The following is a 15,942-nucleotide window of genomic DNA, read 5'->3' as shown; positions in this document are numbered from 1 at the left end:
TCATGTTTCCTCTAGTTTTTCTATGTTCTTCGGTTCAGCGGAAGGCTGGTACGCCGGTGAGCTTGTTGCCAAGGATCAGGGTGTGGACTTCGTCGGTGCCTTCGTAGGTACGCACCGACTCCAAGTTATTGGCGTGGCGCAGTGGCGAGTAGTCCATGGTGATGCCGTTGCCGCCGAGAATTGTGCGGGCCTCGCGGCAGATCTTGATCGCTTCGCGGCAGTTGTTGAGCTTGCCTACCGAGATCATGTGCAGATCCAGCTTTCCTGCGTCCTTGAGCCGGCCAATGTGCAGTGCCAGCAGGAAGCCCTTGTTGATTTCCAGGGCCATGTCCACCAGCTTTTGCTGGGTCATCTGGTAACCGGCCAGCGGCTTATCAAATTGGAGGCGCTGCTGCGAGTAGGCCAAAGCATCTTCGAATGCGTCCCGGGCTGCGCCCATCGATCCCCAGAGAATGCCGTAGCGCGCCTCGTTCAGGCATGAGAACGGCCCCTTGAGTCCTTTGACGTTGGGCAGCACCGCAGTGCTTGGAAGTCGGACATCGACCAGGTCGATTTCGCACTGGATCGAAGCGCGCATGGACAGCTTCTGCTCGATGGGGGTCGCGGTAAAGCCGGGAGTGTCCGTTGGCACGACAAAGCCGCGGATCCCGTCGTCGGTCTGCGCCCAGATGACCGCTACCTGTGCCACATTTGCCAGGCCGATCCACCGCTTGGATCCGTTGATCACCCAGTCGCCGCCATCGCGGCGGGCAAAGGTTTTCATGCTTGACGGGTCGGATCCGGCGGTTGGCTCGGTCAGGCCGAAGCAGCCGATGGCTTCTCCGGCTGCCATTTTCGGCAGCCATTCCTGTTTCTGCTCTTCCGAGCCGTGCTTATGGATGGCGCTCATGGCCAGGGAGCCCTGCACGGAGACGAAGGTGCGCAGCCCCGAGTCGCCTGCTTCCAATTCCGCACCGGCGATGCCGTATTCAACGGCTGATCGGCCACCGCAGCCGTAGCCGTTCAGATGCATTCCCAGTAGGCCCAGCTTCGCCATTTCCGGAACGATGTCCAGCGGGAACACCGCATCGTTGTACCACTGGGCGATATTCGGCTTGATGTGCTCCTTGACGAAGCCGCGCACCGTATCGCGCAGGGCAAGTTCTTCGCTGCTGAGCAGGGAATCGAAATTGATGAGATCTGCCGGGTCGAGGACGTGCTCGGTGGTGGTCATTCTCGCTCCTTGGTGGTTGCTGTCGTTTGCTGGTCGAAAAGCTCTTGATCCGCACCGTGCTTCGGCGGGATGCTCCGGTATTGGGCCGCGGTGCGCGATAGCCCGATGGGGCTTGCGACGTGGGTCGTGGTTTCCCCGGTCGCTGGGTCTTCGATGACCGCCACGGGATCCAAACCCAGTTCCCGGGCGAAGTCGATGGCTTCGGCGATGGAGTTCACCTTTCCTGCGGGCACTCCGGCCTCCATGAGGCTGCTCGCCCAGCTGCTGGCGCTTCGCTGCGCGGTGGCCGCTTCGATGAGTGTTTTCAGTTCCGCTCGGTGGGCCACGCGGTCCGCGTTGGTGATGAAGCGGGGGTCTTCGGCGAGCGCGGCGTCCCCCAGTTGGCGGCAGAGTGCCGCGAATTGGCGGTCATTTCCCACGGCGATGGCCACCACCCCGTCGCTGGCTTTGAAGGTTTCGTACGGGGCGATGCTCGGGTGGGCGTTGCCCATGCGCGCCGGCGTTTTTCCGGTCGCCAGCGTGCTGCTGGTCTGGTTGGTCATTCCCGCCAGCACCGAGGAGAGCAGGTTGATGCTCACGCGCTGCCCGTCGCCGCTGTGCTCTCTTTCACGCAGCGCCAGCAGGATTCCGGCGACGGCATTTTGCGCGGCGAGCACGTCTACCAGCGCCACCCCGGCTTTGCTTGGCGTTCCTTCTGGTTCCCCGGTAATGCTCATCAGCCCGCCCACTGCCTGGACGAGCAGGTCAAAGCCGGGCAAGGACGCGCCGTGCTGTTCGCCGAATCCTGAAATCGAACAATAAACCAGGCGCGGGTTCAGCTCGATCAGGCTGCTGTAGTCCAGCCCGAATTTCGCCAAGACGCCGGGACGGAAGTTTTCCACGAGGACATCAGCCTCCCGGATCAGCTCCAGGAGCCTTGCCCGGTGTTCAGCATTGGCGAAGTCGGCAACGACCGCCTGCTTATTGCGATTCACTGCCCAGTAGTAGGTGCTGACGCCTTGGGCATTGACCGGTGGAACCCAGCCGCGGGTTTCATCCCCTGCTTGGCTTTCGACCTTCAGCACGTGTGCCCCGAAGTCGGCCAGGGTCATGGTGCACAGCGGCCCGGCCAGGATGCGCGAGAGGTCAACGACCTTGATTCCGTCGAGCGGCTGGCCCATCTTTTCACCCCTTTGTGATTCACTGCTGACTCTAGTTACATGTTGCATGCTACTCTATGTTGCGCAACTCACCTATGGCAAGAGATCGTGGAAAGTTGCCGGAAGGCGCTGGGAAACCAGTGCTAGGAAATCAGGTCCTCAAGCCGCTCCAGGAACGGCTCGGGCTCCAGCCCTTCGGTCCGCGAACAAATCGAGAGGACCAGCATCTGGGCGGTCCGCAGGATGTGCCCGCGCACCGCCTGGGCCGCGGCCGGGGCATCCTTGGCGAGGATCGCCGCCATGATTTCTTCACGGTCCCCCGCCAGCTCTTGGCTGCTTCGCGCATAGGGCACCGTGGTCTGCCCATGGGCGAGCACCAGATTGCGCAACTGGCCCACCACGCCGTCGAGTTTCTTGTTGCTGGCCAGCCCCAGCAGGTAGAGGTGGAATTCCTTGTCGGCATCCAAGGTCGCACGTCCGTCGCCGCTTTGCCCCACCTGCAGCATCTGCTCATGCAGCTGGGCTAATCGGGCCCGGTCGGCATCGCTGGCATTGATGACACCGCAGGCGGCCGCCGGCGGTTCAATCGCCAGGCGCAGCTGGAAGACCTCGACAATGTCTTCCAAGGAAATCTGGTTGACCCGGACACCGCGGTTCTTGGCCACGGTCACGATGCCTTCTTTTTCCAGCAGCTGCAGCGCTTCGCGCACCGGAGTGCGCGAGACCCCCAGCTTTTCGGAAATGCCGATCGCCGAGTAGTGCTGCCCCGGTGCCATCTCCCCCGCCACGATGGCTGCCCTGATCATCATGGTGACCTGTTCGGTCAGCGAGGCCTTGGGCACTATCGGTTGCATGCTACTCATGTGCAGAAGCTTATCCTGCTTCAGCGCGCGGGCCAGGTTGGCGGCCACGCGATAAGCTGGCACGGTGAATGAGCAACTGGCGAACTGCGACAATCCCCGCGCCGAAGAACTGCGCCTGGCCGCCTTGGCCGCGGCGCGCAGTGCAGCGCAACTGCTGCGCTCGACCTTCCGCACGCCGGTGAATGCCGAGCACAAGACCAACACCCATGACCTGGTCACGGACATCGACCGCCGCAGCCAGCAGATCATCACCGAATCCCTGCTCGCCTCGGTCCCGGATTCATGGGTCCTGGGCGAGGAAAAGATCTCCACCCAGCAAGGACAAGCAGCCCCCGGCGCGGTGCAGTGGATTGTCGACCCGATCGACGGGACCAGCAACTTCGTGCACGGCGTCGCCTTCTTCTGCATTTCCATTGCCGCCGCGATCGATGGCCATCTGGTGGCCGCGGTGATCATCGACCCGATCTCCGGAGACGAATTCACCGCGAACCTGCAGCGGGCACTGCTCAACGATGTTCTCCTGCACCCGCAATCCCGCCCCGAACAGTCCCGGGCCAACCTGATGACCGACTATCCCGGCGCGGAGTCCCTCAAACAGGACGGTGACTTGGCCCTGCAGCTCTTCGGGCAGTGGATCGAGGACTTCGCCACCGTCCGGCGAAAGGTCAGCGCCGCGCTGGCCTTGGCCCATGTGGCTGCCGGGTGGTGTGATGCCACGATCGGCTTTGATACCAAGGTCTGGGATGTGGCCGCCGGAGCGCATCTGGTGCGCATGGCCCACGGCAGCTTCCGCGGCCTTTCCTACGGGAACAGCCAATTGGCGGATCATGAATGCCCCGGCTTCATCGCCCAGGGCCCGGGCGCCGATTACCCCTCGCTGGACAGCGCCGCCCGGCAAATCCACGAGCTGCGCACCGGCGGCGGGACCCAAGAAATCTGACAATATCCGGATTCCGCCCCGATCCCTCGGTTCAGCAGCAATTCGGTCGTATCATGGCGGCATGGAACCACTATTCCACCGGACCGCACACTCCGCCGTGCGGCACCATGGAGGCGGAGGAGTGATCCTGGGAGGAATCGGAGCGATAGTTCTCTTCGGTGCCTTCGCAGTGATGTTGGCAGCCCAGTCCCTGGACTGGGAGCCACTGCTCATCGGTATTTGCATGGGCATTTCCACAGTGCTTTTCGGCGTGGTGTACCACTTCACGCACTAGGCGCTGTTGGCATTCGATAAGGCTGTGGCCCCGGACGTCAGCAATTGCCGACGGTCCGAGGCCACCATATTCCTGCCCGCTATCGCCCGGCCCTTTACAGGTGCGTCGGAGCGAACATCTTAAGCAGGGTCTTGACCACGATGACGTTCGGGCCCTGCTCGGCCAGCGCTTCGGCGAGCGCTTCGCCGATCTGCTCGACTTCCACCTCGCGGGCCGGAACGCCGAAGGACTGGGCCAGCGCCACGAAGTCCGGACGCGCCAGCTCGGTGGCCGTCGCCTTGCCGAAAGCGCCCTCCATGTATTCGCGCAGGATGCCGTATCCGCCATCGTCAACGATCAGCCAGGTCACCGGGGCCTGATGCTGCTTGGCGGTAGCCAGCTCGGCAATCGAATACATCGAGGATCCGTCGCCGCTGACTGCCAGCACGCGTTGGCCGGTGCCGATGGCCCCGCCAATGGCCGAAGGGAATCCGAAGCCGAGCCCGCCGGCGCCCTGCGCCGAGTGGAACTGCCCGTCCTTGGCATCCCAGCAGCTCCAGCCCCAGTAGGCCGCGATCGTCATATCCCAGAAGGTCTGCATCTGGGCCGGAACGGCCGCACGGATATCGGCCATGAACTTGCGTTCCTTGGCCAGGTCCTGCTGGTCCAGGCGCGCCTGGATCTTCTCCAGGGTCTGGGCGACGATGCCCGCTGGGCTCTGGCCGTGCCAGTTGGCCTGCGAGGTGAACCCGGCGGCGCGCAGATCCCGATCGAGGAATTTCAGCGCTTCGCGGGCATCGGCGCGGATGCCCAGGGCCGGGGTGTTGGACTCCAGCACTCGCGGTTCCGCGTCGATCTGGATCATCTTGCCGCGCGGCTCCAGGGTGAAGTAGTTGCTGGTCACTTCGCCCAGCGCCGAGCCGATGACCAGCAGCACGTCGGCATCTTCCATGGCCTCGGTGGCATGGCGGTCCTCGACCCAGGACTGCAGGGACAGTTCATGGTTCCAGGGGAAAGCCCCATTGCCGCCGGGGCTGCAGAGCACCGGAGCCTGCAAGGTTTCGGCCACTGCCAGCAGTTCGGCCTGCGCGCCGGCGCGGCGCACGCCGCCGCCGGCGATAATGGCCGGGCGCTGGGCATCGGAGAGCCAGTTGACCGCTTCGCGGATCAGTTCCTCGCGCGGCGGGTGCTCGTAGGCTTCAGCCAACGCGTCCTGCACCGGCGGGACCATGACCTGGGCCAGCAGCACATCCTGTGGCACCTCGACCCAGACCGGGCCCATGGGCACGGTGATGGCTCGGGCCCAGGCGTCCTGGATCGCCGAAGGGATGCCCGAAGCGTGGTGCACGGTCTGCTGGAACTTGGTGACGTTCGCGGCCGAAGCCTTCTGGTCATCAAGCTGGTGCAGCATGCCCTTGCGGCGGGCACCCAGTCCATCCAGGGGAATCTGGCTGGCCACAACGACCATCGGCACGCCGGTGGCGTAGGCTTCCTGCAATCCGGCCAGCGAGGTCAGCGCCCCGGGGCCGGTGGACAGGAAGAGCACGCCGACCTCGCCGGTGGCGCGGGAGTAGCCGTCGGCGGCGAAGGCCGAGTTGTTTTCCACCCGCGAGGAGACGAATTCCAGGTTGGAACGTGACAGCGCGTCGAACAGCCCCAAGGCGTGCTGTCCGGGGATGCCGAACACCGTTTTGGCGCCCAGCGCGGTGAGGGTCTCGATGACCAGGTCGCCGCCATTGCGTTGAGGCTGTTCGCTCATTACTTGTTCAGCCCCTGGGTGGAACGGAAGTCGCTGATCAGGCTGATCAGGTCGTAGGTGACGTGGCTGGCGGCCACGCCGGTGAGTTCCGCGTGGTCGTAGGCCGGGGAGACCTCGACAATGTCGGCGCCCACGATGTTCAACCCGCGCAGGCCGCGCAGGATTTCGAGCAGTTCGCGGCTGGTGATGCCGCCGGCTTCCGGGGTGCCGGTGCCCGGTGCGTGGGCTGGATCCAGCACGTCGATGTCCACCGAGATGTACAGCGGGCGGTTGCCGATACGGTCGCGCAGCTTGTCGACGATTTCGCGCACGCCCTGGTAGTACACGTCCGAGCTGGTCACGATGCCGAAGCCGAAACGCTTGTCATCTTCCAGGTCCTTCTTGCCGTAGAGCGGGCCGCGGGTGCCGACGTGGCAGATGGCTTCGGTGTCCAGGATGCCTTCTTCCACGGCTCGGCGGAAGGGGGTGCCATGGGTGTATTCGGCGCCGAAGTAGGTGTCCCAGGTATCCAGGTGCGCGTCGAAGTGCAGCATGGCCACCGGTGCGCCGGCGCGCTGGGAGGCGGCGCGCAGCAGCGGCAATGCGATGGTGTGGTCGCCGCCGATGGTGACCAGGCTCGAGCCATCAGCGGTCAGTTCCAGGGCTTCGTCCTGGATGGTTTCGATGGCCTCGTTGATGTTGAACGGGTTCACTGCGAGGTCGCCGGCGTCAACGACCTGGCTCTGCGCGAAGGGCGAGGTGTCGGTGGCCGGGTTGTATGGGCGGATCAATCGCGAGGATTCGCGCACGTGGTTGGCGCCGAAGCGGGCGCCGGGACGGTAGGAAACACCGGTGTCAAAAGGGACGCCGATGATCTTGATGTCGGCGTTCTGCACCTGGTCCAGGCGTGGCAGGCGGGCGTAGGTTCCAGCGCCTGCGTAGCGAGGAATCATTGCAGCGTTGATCGGCCCCAGATTGCCGTTTTCCTCGATGCGGACTTCTTTCATGTTCTTGCCCTCCTGGCACTCATCGGGCAACTGCCATAGTTGCCTAATATGAAACTTCAGTTTCCTATTATGCTATTTTGTTGGCGAGGTCACGTCAAGGCTCAAGCCACCGAATCTGGGACTATGACGCGCAAAGCCGCTTAATGCCACAGATGCCGTGACCCTCAGGGGTCACGGCATCTGTCATCCGGGTTCTGTTTTCGCTGCAGCGGCCACCTAGGCTGCCGGCGTTGCGTGATAGTTCTTCTTGCTGGCATTGACCAGCGAGCGATCGATCTCATGGATCCCGAGGGTGAAGCCGGCGGAAAGAACCAGCGACTTCAGCATCAGCTCCGAGAAGTCATCGGCGACGTAAACCAGCTGGATTGGCCCGACCAGGATCAGCAGAATGACCGCCCAGAAGGCATAGGACCAGGAAACATGAGCTTGGGCCATCTGCGGGAAGCGAGCGCGGCGCCGGATGGTCCGCAGCCCCAGAGCCACAATCACCACGGCAATGATCACCGCGCCGATGAAAAAGAAATTGCGTTGCGTGCGGATCCAGGTCAGCGTCGTGCCGGCAAGAATGCCGACAAGCAATGAGGCCCACCAGCTGATGCAGCGCAGCTGGCCCCGCGTGCCAGTTACCTCGCTAGTACCCACGCCACTCCTATCAATCACCGCATGGTGTGCGTACGCCGAGCACACCTTTTTAGAATACGCGCTGAACGGCATCACGCCGAATAGCGGCACCACGGATCAGAGGATCAAGGTCCACGTCACCAAGGCAACATCATCAGACTCGTTCTCCCAGCTATGCGGTTCGCGCCCCGGGAAAGTCATGGTGTCCCCCGCTTGGAGCTCAACGCGCTGCTCGGGCAGGACCAGGGTGAACTTCCCGGAGATCACGTGGAGCACTTCCAATTCGCAGTCCACGGAGTACAGCTCGGCCTCGCCGACCCCCTTGGGAGCGACTTCGGCACGGATCATCTGCACGCGCTTTTCACTGCGCGGCGTCACCAGCTGCTCGGTGATCCCCTCGCCACCCAGGGAGACCCGAGGCGCATCTTCCAAGCGCACCAGCATAGTCTCGGGCACCTCGAACAAGGTGCCCACCTCGATGCCGAGCACTTCGCACAACTTCAGCAGCGTTGATACCGAAGGGCTGGTGAGATCCCGTTCCACGCGCGAGAGGAACCCTTTGGTCAGCCCGGAAAGCTCGGCTACCTGGTCGATGGTCATCCGCTGCCGCTGACGAACCCCACGCAACCGCGAACCAATATTGATCGCGGCTCCGCTTGATTCCACGGGCAGGGTTTTCATTCGTCAGCTCCATCGCGTCGTTTGTTTCGGCACACCAGCGGCCATCTTGGCGGCCATAGTGGCCTGTCGCGGCAAGTTTACCAATAGTAAACAGAGCATAGCGCCAGTCCTGCAAATATGCCGCGTCTCACACACTTCACACTTCGATGTCCCGCTCGCTGATTAGACTCTGAGCATGGACCACAGCAAAGAGCTTTTGCTCGAATACCTCAGCGACGCGCGCCAAGCCGTCATCTACAAAGCCCAGGGGCTAAGCGACCGGCTGGCCCGCAAACCACTGACCGCCACCGGAACGCACATCCTTGGTGTCGTCCATCATCTGGCCACCACCGAATACGGGTATTTCGCGCAGTGCCTCGGCCGAAGCGTGGAGGACCCCTACATCCAGAACCTGCTGGATGCCGAGGATCCGCAGGCCGACTTCCTGCCGCCAGCGCACTTGAGCGCGGGCGAGATCATCGGCCTGTATCAAGACTCGATCCTGTTCTCCGACGCCGGGATCAAGCCGCTGCCGCTCGATGCGCCGGTCGAGGTGCCCTGGTGGAGCCGGCGCCGGCACACCACGCTGGAACAACTCATGGTGCATATGATCGCCGAGACCTCCCGGCACGCCGGCCACCTTGATATCGTGCGCGAACAGCTCGATGGATTCACCGGACTACGCCCAGAAGCACCCAACCTCCCGGACTACTCCGCTGCGCAGTGGGCCGAGCAATTCGAGTCCATCAACCGCCTGGCCGACGGTGGAGGCCAGCAGTAGCCCGAAGGCCAGGTCATATTACGGAACAACTCTTCATTGCGCGTAGCACAGGCGGGTAGCATCACTGGTGTTGCTTCACGAGACACGGCATCAAGCTCCGACTTGCCGTGCACCAACCCCAGATTCATGGGTGGTTCGGATGAAGAAGCGGTCCGTTCACACGTTGTGCCCGGGCAAGAACCCAGCGAGAGCGCATCACATGGCATATTCCGTCCTGCCCATCGTCGACCGCCAGACCGGCCAAGTGCAATTCACCGTCCACGGCCAATGGCACATCTGCTACGTCAGCGATCCGCTACGCCTGGAATTTCTCCTTGCCCGGTGCGCGCGCCGCCCGATCTTCATCCCCGAGGCCTGCGAGCTGCGATTGTCCGTTGCCGCCGCCGGCAGGCCACAGGGGCGCACCGTTGCTTTTAGCCTTGCCAAATTCCCAACCCTGGAACCGGCCACTAAAGTAGGTAGCTGACCTATTCACCGGATTTCTCCAAGGAATTCGATCTGCCAAGAGAGCTGTTTTCGTGATGTCGAACCAGTCAGCAACCAAACCTACCCGCGCCCAGATCCAGCGCTGGCGAAAGTATCTGGCCGATGAAGTCGCCGAAGGCGCCATCTACCGCACCCTCGCCCAGAAGAAAACCGGGCAGGAAAAGCAGATCCTGCTGGGACTGGCCGAAGCCGAAGCCCGCCACGAAGAACACTGGCGAACCAAGCTCGGCGAACATGCCAAGCCGGTGCGCCCTTCATTGCGCCGCATCATCCTGCGTTTCCTGGCACGCAACTTCGGCTCGGTCTTCGTCCTGGCCATGGCGCAACGTTCCGAAAGCAATTCGCCGTACCGCAACGACAAGGACGCGACCGCGCAGATGGCCGCGGACGAACAGGTCCACGAAGAAGTAGTCCGCGCACTGGCCACCGCGGGACGCGCCCAGCTCTCCGGCAACTTCCGTGCCGCGGTTTTTGGCGCCAACGACGGTTTGGTCTCCAACCTGGCGCTGATCATGGGCATTGGGGCCACCGGGGTTTCCTCGACCTTCGTGCTCTTCTCCGGCATCGCCGGCCTATTGGCAGGTGCGCTATCCATGGCCGCCGGCGAGTTCGTCTCCGTGCGTTCCCAGCGTGAACTGCTCACCGCCTCGCGCCCCACGCAGGTCACGCTGACCGCTGCGCCCGACCTCGATCTGGACTCCAACGAACTAGTGCTGATCTACAAGGCCCGCGGCATGAACGATGAAGATGCCGAGCACCGTGTCGCCGAACGCATGGGACTGTTCACCTGCGACTGCAACCCGTCCTTCTCCTTGAACCCCGAGGTACGCGCGGAGGAATTGGAAAGCGAACATGAGGAGCTCGGCTCGGCAACCGGCGCCGCGGCTACCTCATTCTGCCTTTTCGCTTCCGGCGCCGTGATTCCGATCCTGCCCTACATCTTCGGACTGGGCGGATTGACCGCGGTCGCCATCTCCGTGGTCTTGGTTGGCATCGCCCTGATGATCACCGGCGCCATCGTCGGCTTGCTCTCAGGCGCTTCGCCGCTCAAGCGCGGCCTGCGCCAGCTGGCCATCGGCTGGGGCGCCGCCGCAGTGACCTATTGCTTGGGCCTGCTTTTCGACGTGCAGGTCGCCTGACCGGCCGATGTCCGTTACCAGCGCGTGCGCCGGCGCAAGGTGCTCATTGAGTCGATGAATTCCATCGCCTCGGCGGCCGTGTCCACCAGGGCAATCCGGTCTTCCATGACCCGCTGCGCGGCGAGCGCTTTGAGCAGAGGCCAGGCCGGCATGGTCTTGGTCCAGTATTCGCGCCCCAGCAGAACCATGGGAACCACTCTGGCCCCGGTGGCGTAGTAGTTTTCGCAGGCATCCTGGAAGATCTCCTGGACTGTTCCGGCGGCCCCGGGCAGGACGATCAGCCCGCCATTGGACTGCTCCAGGAGGATTGCTTCCCGGATGGAGTTGGTGAAGAACTTCGCGATTCTCGTGGCGAAAAGATTCGGCGGCTCATGGCCATAGAACCAGGTGGGCACACCCAGGGATTGCCGGGAGCTGGGGAAACGTTCCTTGACGGCGAGCGCGGTGCGGGCCCACCCGGTGCGCTGATGAATGGCATCAGGTTCGGCAGCCAGCATCTTCAGGGCCCCCTGGACGTCCTTGGGATCGTAGTCCGCCAGCCACGCACCGGCATTGGCCGCTTCCATGGCTCCCGGTCCCCCGCCGGTGGCGACGGCGTAACCGGCCCGCGTAATGAGTTGCCCGAGTTCCACGGTGCGTTCGTATTCGGGCGTCCCGCGCCCCATGGCGTGGCCACCCATCACCCCGATCAACGGGGAATCCTTGAAAGCGCCCTCGTACACTTCCGAGACGAGGGCCTGCCCGATGTGATGATCGTGCAGCGTCCTTGCCATCGCATCATCGGAGGTGCGCACAGCTGGCGACGTGTGCTGCTGCGAGTACGCGTAGATCTTCGCGTCCGGAACCTGATCGTAGCTTTCTACCTGGATCCCCGAATACAGTTCCTCTGGGCTATACAAGCCCCGCTCGCCCGTGGTGAAGGGAAGCTCCTGGCCGGAGCCCATGCACAACCCGCCCGTCGCCTGTACCAAGGCCCTGCCCTGCGGGGAGAATTCGCAGTCGATGAAGATCGCCTCGGATAGATCCAGGGACCGCAGGACACAATCGCGCTCGCGCAGATCGACGCGATGCACCCGCCAGCCCAAGCCCCGGGCAGAAGTTGCGGCCAACGCCTCGGAAGCCAAGCGATCGAACTCGATCAGCGAGGTGATATTCACTGCCCGTGCCGGTAAATAGGGCCAGATATGCGACATGCGTCAACGCTACGTCATAGATAGTGATTATTCACAGACCGGCCCTTCAACTTTCACCACGGGCCGGAACGTGAAACGATGAGAGGATGAGTGATTCTGTTCCACCAACCATCGACGCCCGCCACTTGCTGCGTTATCTCGGCGACGTCCCGTTCTTCTACGGAAAGAACATCGCGGCACAAGAAAATTCCGTGGTTGACGTGGAATTTGATGAATCCACTCGGCAAATCGAAGGCACCGTTCGTGCCAACGACGAAGAATTCTCGCCGATGATCCAGGTCCAGCAAGAGGGCAACGACTGGAAAATCGAACTCTGCGAGTGCACTTGCGAGAAGCCAGGCATCTGCGCGCACATTGCCGCGTTGGCCATTGTCTCGAACAAGATCGCCTCTTTGCCGCGCCTGGTAGTTGTGCCGGAAGAAAAGAACTCGGCCGCGTGGGCACAGCAGATCGACGCGTGGTTTGAACCTTCTGAGCCTGGCCCGGCTGATGGGCTTCTCGGTTCCCAGCACGACCCTGTGGTTGCCATGGGCCTGCAGTTCATGCTCTTCGATGCGAAGAACACCACCCAGCAGCAGCAGTGGATGCCCACCGGAACCATCCCGCACCCCACCCGCAATAAGCGCTTCCGTTTGGGTGTGCGCCCGATGGTCCGCAATTCCGAGGGCCGCTGGGTGCGCGGGCAATTGCGCTGGACCACTTTGGGCTTCAAGACCTATGGGTGGAACCTGCTGCGTTCCCAGCACCACTGGTTCACCCGCTTTGCCTCCATGGCCCGCAGCGATACCCAGCTGCAGTTCAAGGTCGACGAAGACTGGCTCTTCATGGATGAGTACGCCTCGGACCTCCTCTGGCCGCTGCTCCAGCAGGCCCAAGAACTGGGCATCGCGCTCATTTCCACCCGCTCCGAGCAGCGCATCCGCATCGTGGAGCCGGCCAGTTTCAGCATGCAGGCAACGCTCGACGACCAGCAGATGCAACTGGGCGGCATCCTGCATATCGACGGCCAGGACCTGAGCCTCGATTCCGAATCCCCCAGCGGCGTCATCGCCGATCATGGCTTCTACGCCCAGCTGGGCCAGCCGGATGAGATCTGGTTGGCTCCGAGCCAGGAACCGGTCGCCGAGGCACATCGCCGCTGGTACGTCGACCGGCGTCCGGTCACCGTCCCGGTTGCGGAAATCGACAGCTTCTTCGAATCGACCTACCCGCGTTTGGCGCGCCGTTTTGATCTTCGCAGCGCCAGCGACGAGTTGGTGCTCCCCGACCTCAAGCCTCCCTATGTCCAGGCCACAGCCACCTACAAGCGGGATCTGAATGACAAGAGCGAGCCCAACGACTCGGCTACCCTGGAATTCCAGGTTCGCTACCCAGGGGTTCCGGACCAGCACGAAGTCTACGATTTCGAGGCCGAAGAGCAGCTGCGCGCCGCGATCAACGAGGTCTTCGAGCAAACCACCGGTACAGGGAACCCTGATCTTTCCCCGAAGTTCTACTCCGGCGAAAGCGTGATCACCTTCGTCTCCGAAATCTTGCCGGCCATCGAGAGCCTGCCTGTGGTGAAGCTCAATGAAAAGGGCACCAGGCCGGTATTCCGCCAGCTGCGCGAACTTCCACAGCTGAAGATCAACGCGGTGAACCACGAACGCACCGACTGGCTGGATCTGGGATTGCTGATCACCGTGGGCGACCACGAGGTTACTTTTTCGCAGATCGTCGAGGCCATGAGCAATGGCGCGATGAAGATCAAGCTGCCGGACAATACCTGGTTCTCCCTGGACCAGCCGCTCTTCGCGAAGCTCAAAGCCCTCGTGGACGAGGCGCAGGCACTCAACGACAAGCCCAAAGACGGCGACCTGAAACTCACCGTTTTCCAGATTTCCATCTTTGAAGAGCTTGATGAACTCGCCGAAGGCATCGACGGCGCCGATTTGTTCATCGCTCGCATGCGCTCGCTTCTGAAGGTAGCCGAGGGCGAGCAAGCCAGCGTCCCGGAGACCTTGAACGCGCAATTGCGCCCGTACCAGGTCGAAGGCTTCCGCTGGCTGAGCCGCTTGTATGAAGGCGGCTTCGGCGGAATCCTGGCCGACGACATGGGCCTTGGCAAGACCCTGCAGACCATTGCCTTGATCCTTCATGCCCATGGGCTGTGGAGTGACAGCGAGGCGTGCGCCAAGCTGCCAGCGGCCCAGCAGACTCCTGCCCCGTTCCTGGTTGTTGCGCCAAGCTCGGTTGTCTCGAACTGGGAGACCGAAGTGAAGCGGTTTGCCCCGAGCCTGCGCGTGACCAGCATCGAGGGAACGCTGAATTCGCCACGGCAGCTCAGCGAGTTGGCCGAGAACTACGACGTCATCCTCACCACCTACACGCTGCTGCGCCTGAATGACGAGATTTATGAGGCCCAGCGCTTTGCAGGCCTGATCCTCGATGAGGCCCAGTTCGTGAAGAACCGTTCCACCAAGGCCCACCGCACCGCAGTGAACCTGCAGACCAACTTCAAGTTAGCGGTGACCGGTACTCCCATGGAGAACAATTTGTCCGAGCTCGGCGCCTTGCTGTCTCTGGTGGCGCCGGCGCTCTTCCTGAATACGAGCCGCTTCAACCGCCAGTTCGCCCGGCCTATTGAAGTGCTCGGTGACAAGGACACCTTGGCTTTGCTTCAGCGCCGCATCAAGCCATTCATGTTGCGTCGCACCAAGGAATCGGTGGTCCTCGATCTGCCGCCAAAGCAGGAACAGCAATTGCTGGTTCGCCTCTCGGACGAGCATCAGCATGTGTACGACACGCATCTGAACCGCGAGCGCCAGAAGATCCTGCACCTGGTGGAGGACCTTGACCGCAACCGCTTCACCATTTTCCAGTCGCTGACGCACTTGCGCATGCTTGCGCTGGAACCTTCATTGGTTGACCCTGAACTCTCGGATGTCCCGGGTTCCAAGCTGGAAGCACTGTTTGATCAGCTGGACGATGTTCTGGGCGAAGGCCACCGCGCATTGGTCTTCAGCCAGTTCACTTCTTATCTGAAGGTCTTGGCTGACAAGCTCACCGAACGAGGCGTGAATTTTGTGTATCTCGATGGAAATACGCGAAATCGCTCCAAGGTCATCGAGCAGTTCAAGGAAGGCGAAGCGCCGCTGTTCTTGATCTCCTTGAAGGCCGGTGGCTTCGGGTTGAACCTGACCGAAGCGGACTATTGCTTCCTTTTGGATCCCTGGTGGAATCCTGCGGTCGAAGCCCAGGCTATTGACCGCACGCACCGTATCGGCCAGACTCGTCAGGTGATGGTCTACCGGATGATCTCCCAGGGCACCATCGAGGAGAAGGTCGTTGCGTTGCAGGAAAGCAAGCGCAAGTTGATCTCTACCGTTATGGACGAAGCCGATGGGTTCTCTAAGGCGCTCACCGCACAAGACATCAGAGGACTGCTCGAGTAACAGGTTGATTAATTCTCTGGGAATAAGAGGCGGCTGCTGGCCAGACGAGATATATTCAATATGTCAGTTGGTATGCACTAAACCACACATAGTGCGCCCATCGGTCACTGGCCTGAGCGGATCCTCGCTAGGGCGAAACGAACGATAAAGGCGGTAATAACCGTGTCCCTGATTAAGTCGGAGACTATCAGTACCCCCGATGACGAGTGGATGCGTGCATCGGTAAGTACCGAAAAAGATCGTGTGGTCATCGAAACTGGACAACAGCGCCTGTCCTTGGAAAACGATCGCCTGCTGGAGAAAGTCAGTCGGGTACTCGCATCTCCACTCGAAGAGATTTTTTACAACCCCAAGCACAGGATGCTTCTGATCCCCGGCGCTTTTGCCGTCATCGGTTCCTCATTCCTGCGGATCGATGCTGAAGCGACTGTCGGCCTACGAGGCTGACAATCCTCCACAATATGCCCCAAGATGC

At 62.0% G+C, this 15,942-nt stretch carries 15 protein-coding genes and 1 riboswitch; of the genes, 7 read left to right on the top strand and 8 right to left on the bottom strand.

Features of this window, described 5'->3' with window-relative positions; all coding sequences use genetic code 11:
• Positions 1–34: 34 nt before the first annotated feature.
• The 3 genes from D3791_RS11390 to D3791_RS11380 form a co-directional block, all read right to left on the bottom strand.
• Complete coding sequence (locus D3791_RS11390; protein WP_172512254.1) at positions 35–1,213, bottom strand: acyl-CoA dehydrogenase family protein; 1,179 nt, start codon at positions 1,211–1,213, stop codon at positions 35–37.
• Positions 1,210–2,373 carry a CaiB/BaiF CoA transferase family protein gene (locus D3791_RS11385; protein WP_172512253.1) on the bottom strand — a complete coding sequence of 388 codons (1,164 nt, stop codon included), beginning with the start codon at positions 2,371–2,373 and terminating at the stop codon, positions 1,210–1,212. The genes D3791_RS11390 and D3791_RS11385 overlap by 4 nt, the downstream gene beginning before the upstream one ends.
• Before the next feature lie 122 nt (positions 2,374–2,495).
• On the bottom strand, positions 2,496–3,215 hold the full coding sequence (locus D3791_RS11380) for a GntR family transcriptional regulator (RefSeq protein ID WP_172512252.1): 720 nt from the start codon (positions 3,213–3,215) through the stop codon (positions 2,496–2,498).
• Positions 3,216–3,279: 64 nt separating this feature from the next.
• On the opposite strand from D3791_RS11380, the gene D3791_RS11375 reads away from it, so the two are divergent.
• Positions 3,280–4,155, top strand: a complete 876-nt coding sequence (locus tag D3791_RS11375) for an inositol monophosphatase family protein (protein WP_172512251.1) — start codon at positions 3,280–3,282, stop codon at positions 4,153–4,155.
• 61 nt (positions 4,156–4,216) lie between these two features.
• Entirely contained in the window at positions 4,217–4,429 is a 213-nt protein-coding gene (locus tag D3791_RS11370; protein ID WP_152485481.1) for a hypothetical protein, read from the top strand.
• Between the two features lie 94 nt (positions 4,430–4,523).
• On the opposite strand, the gene D3791_RS11365 is transcribed toward D3791_RS11370, so the two are convergent.
• The 4 genes from D3791_RS11365 to D3791_RS11350 form a co-directional block, all read right to left on the bottom strand.
• Entirely contained in the window at positions 4,524–6,167 is a 1,644-nt protein-coding gene (locus D3791_RS11365; protein ID WP_172512250.1) for a thiamine pyrophosphate-binding protein, read from the bottom strand.
• The gene (gene speB, locus D3791_RS11360; RefSeq protein WP_172512249.1) at positions 6,167–7,153 is read right to left on the bottom strand and encodes an agmatinase; all 987 of its coding nucleotides are present in this window, start codon (positions 7,151–7,153) and stop codon (positions 6,167–6,169) included. The genes D3791_RS11365 and speB overlap by 1 nt, the downstream gene beginning before the upstream one ends.
• A 216-nt stretch (positions 7,154–7,369) precedes the next feature.
• Positions 7,370–7,795, bottom strand: a complete 426-nt coding sequence (locus D3791_RS11355; RefSeq protein WP_022874784.1) for a hypothetical protein — start codon at positions 7,793–7,795, stop codon at positions 7,370–7,372.
• A gap of 96 nt (positions 7,796–7,891) precedes the next feature.
• Positions 7,892–8,455: a helix-turn-helix domain-containing protein gene (locus D3791_RS11350; protein WP_022874783.1), complete on the bottom strand. Its 564-nt coding sequence runs from the start codon at positions 8,453–8,455 to the stop codon at positions 7,892–7,894.
• Positions 8,456–8,630: 175 nt separating this feature from the next.
• On the opposite strand from D3791_RS11350, the gene D3791_RS11345 reads away from it, so the two are divergent.
• The 3 genes from D3791_RS11345 (at position 8,631) to D3791_RS11335 (ending at position 10,840) form a co-directional block, all read left to right on the top strand.
• The gene (locus D3791_RS11345; RefSeq protein ID WP_172512248.1) at positions 8,631–9,215 is read left to right on the top strand and encodes a DinB family protein; all 585 of its coding nucleotides are present in this window, start codon (positions 8,631–8,633) and stop codon (positions 9,213–9,215) included.
• A gap of 73 nt (positions 9,216–9,288) precedes the next feature.
• Positions 9,289–9,401: riboswitch (SAM riboswitch) on the top strand.
• A 13-nt stretch (positions 9,402–9,414) separates the two neighbouring features.
• A complete protein-coding gene (locus D3791_RS11340) occupies positions 9,415–9,681 on the top strand; it encodes a hypothetical protein (protein WP_172512247.1) in 267 nt (88 codons plus the stop codon).
• Between the two features lie 55 nt (positions 9,682–9,736).
• Positions 9,737–10,840, top strand: coding sequence for a VIT1/CCC1 transporter family protein (locus tag D3791_RS11335; RefSeq protein WP_022874781.1), 1,104 nt, complete (start codon positions 9,737–9,739; stop codon positions 10,838–10,840).
• Between the two features lie 14 nt (positions 10,841–10,854).
• On the opposite strand, the gene D3791_RS11330 is transcribed toward D3791_RS11335, so the two are convergent.
• Positions 10,855–12,033 (bottom strand): LOG family protein, encoded by a 1,179-nt coding sequence (locus D3791_RS11330; protein ID WP_172512246.1) that lies wholly within the window; start codon positions 12,031–12,033, stop codon positions 10,855–10,857.
• Positions 12,034–12,119: 86 nt separating this feature from the next.
• Between D3791_RS11330 and D3791_RS11325 the strand changes: the two genes are divergently transcribed.
• Together D3791_RS11325 and D3791_RS11320 are read left to right on the top strand one after the other, a co-directional pair.
• Complete coding sequence (locus D3791_RS11325; protein WP_172512245.1) at positions 12,120–15,467, top strand: DEAD/DEAH box helicase; 3,348 nt, start codon at positions 12,120–12,122, stop codon at positions 15,465–15,467.
• 162 nt (positions 15,468–15,629) lie between these two features.
• The gene (locus D3791_RS11320; RefSeq protein WP_028268446.1) at positions 15,630–15,914 is read left to right on the top strand and encodes a hypothetical protein; all 285 of its coding nucleotides are present in this window, start codon (positions 15,630–15,632) and stop codon (positions 15,912–15,914) included.
• Positions 15,915–15,942: the final 28 nt, after the last annotated feature.

The sequence above is a fragment of the Glutamicibacter mishrai genome (assembly GCF_012221945.1).
In the GTDB taxonomy this organism is placed as follows: Bacteria; Actinomycetota; Actinomycetes; order Actinomycetales; family Micrococcaceae; genus Glutamicibacter; species Glutamicibacter mishrai.
The sequence above is the reverse complement of the archived record's forward strand: the minus strand, read 5'-3'. Positions and strand labels throughout refer to the sequence as shown.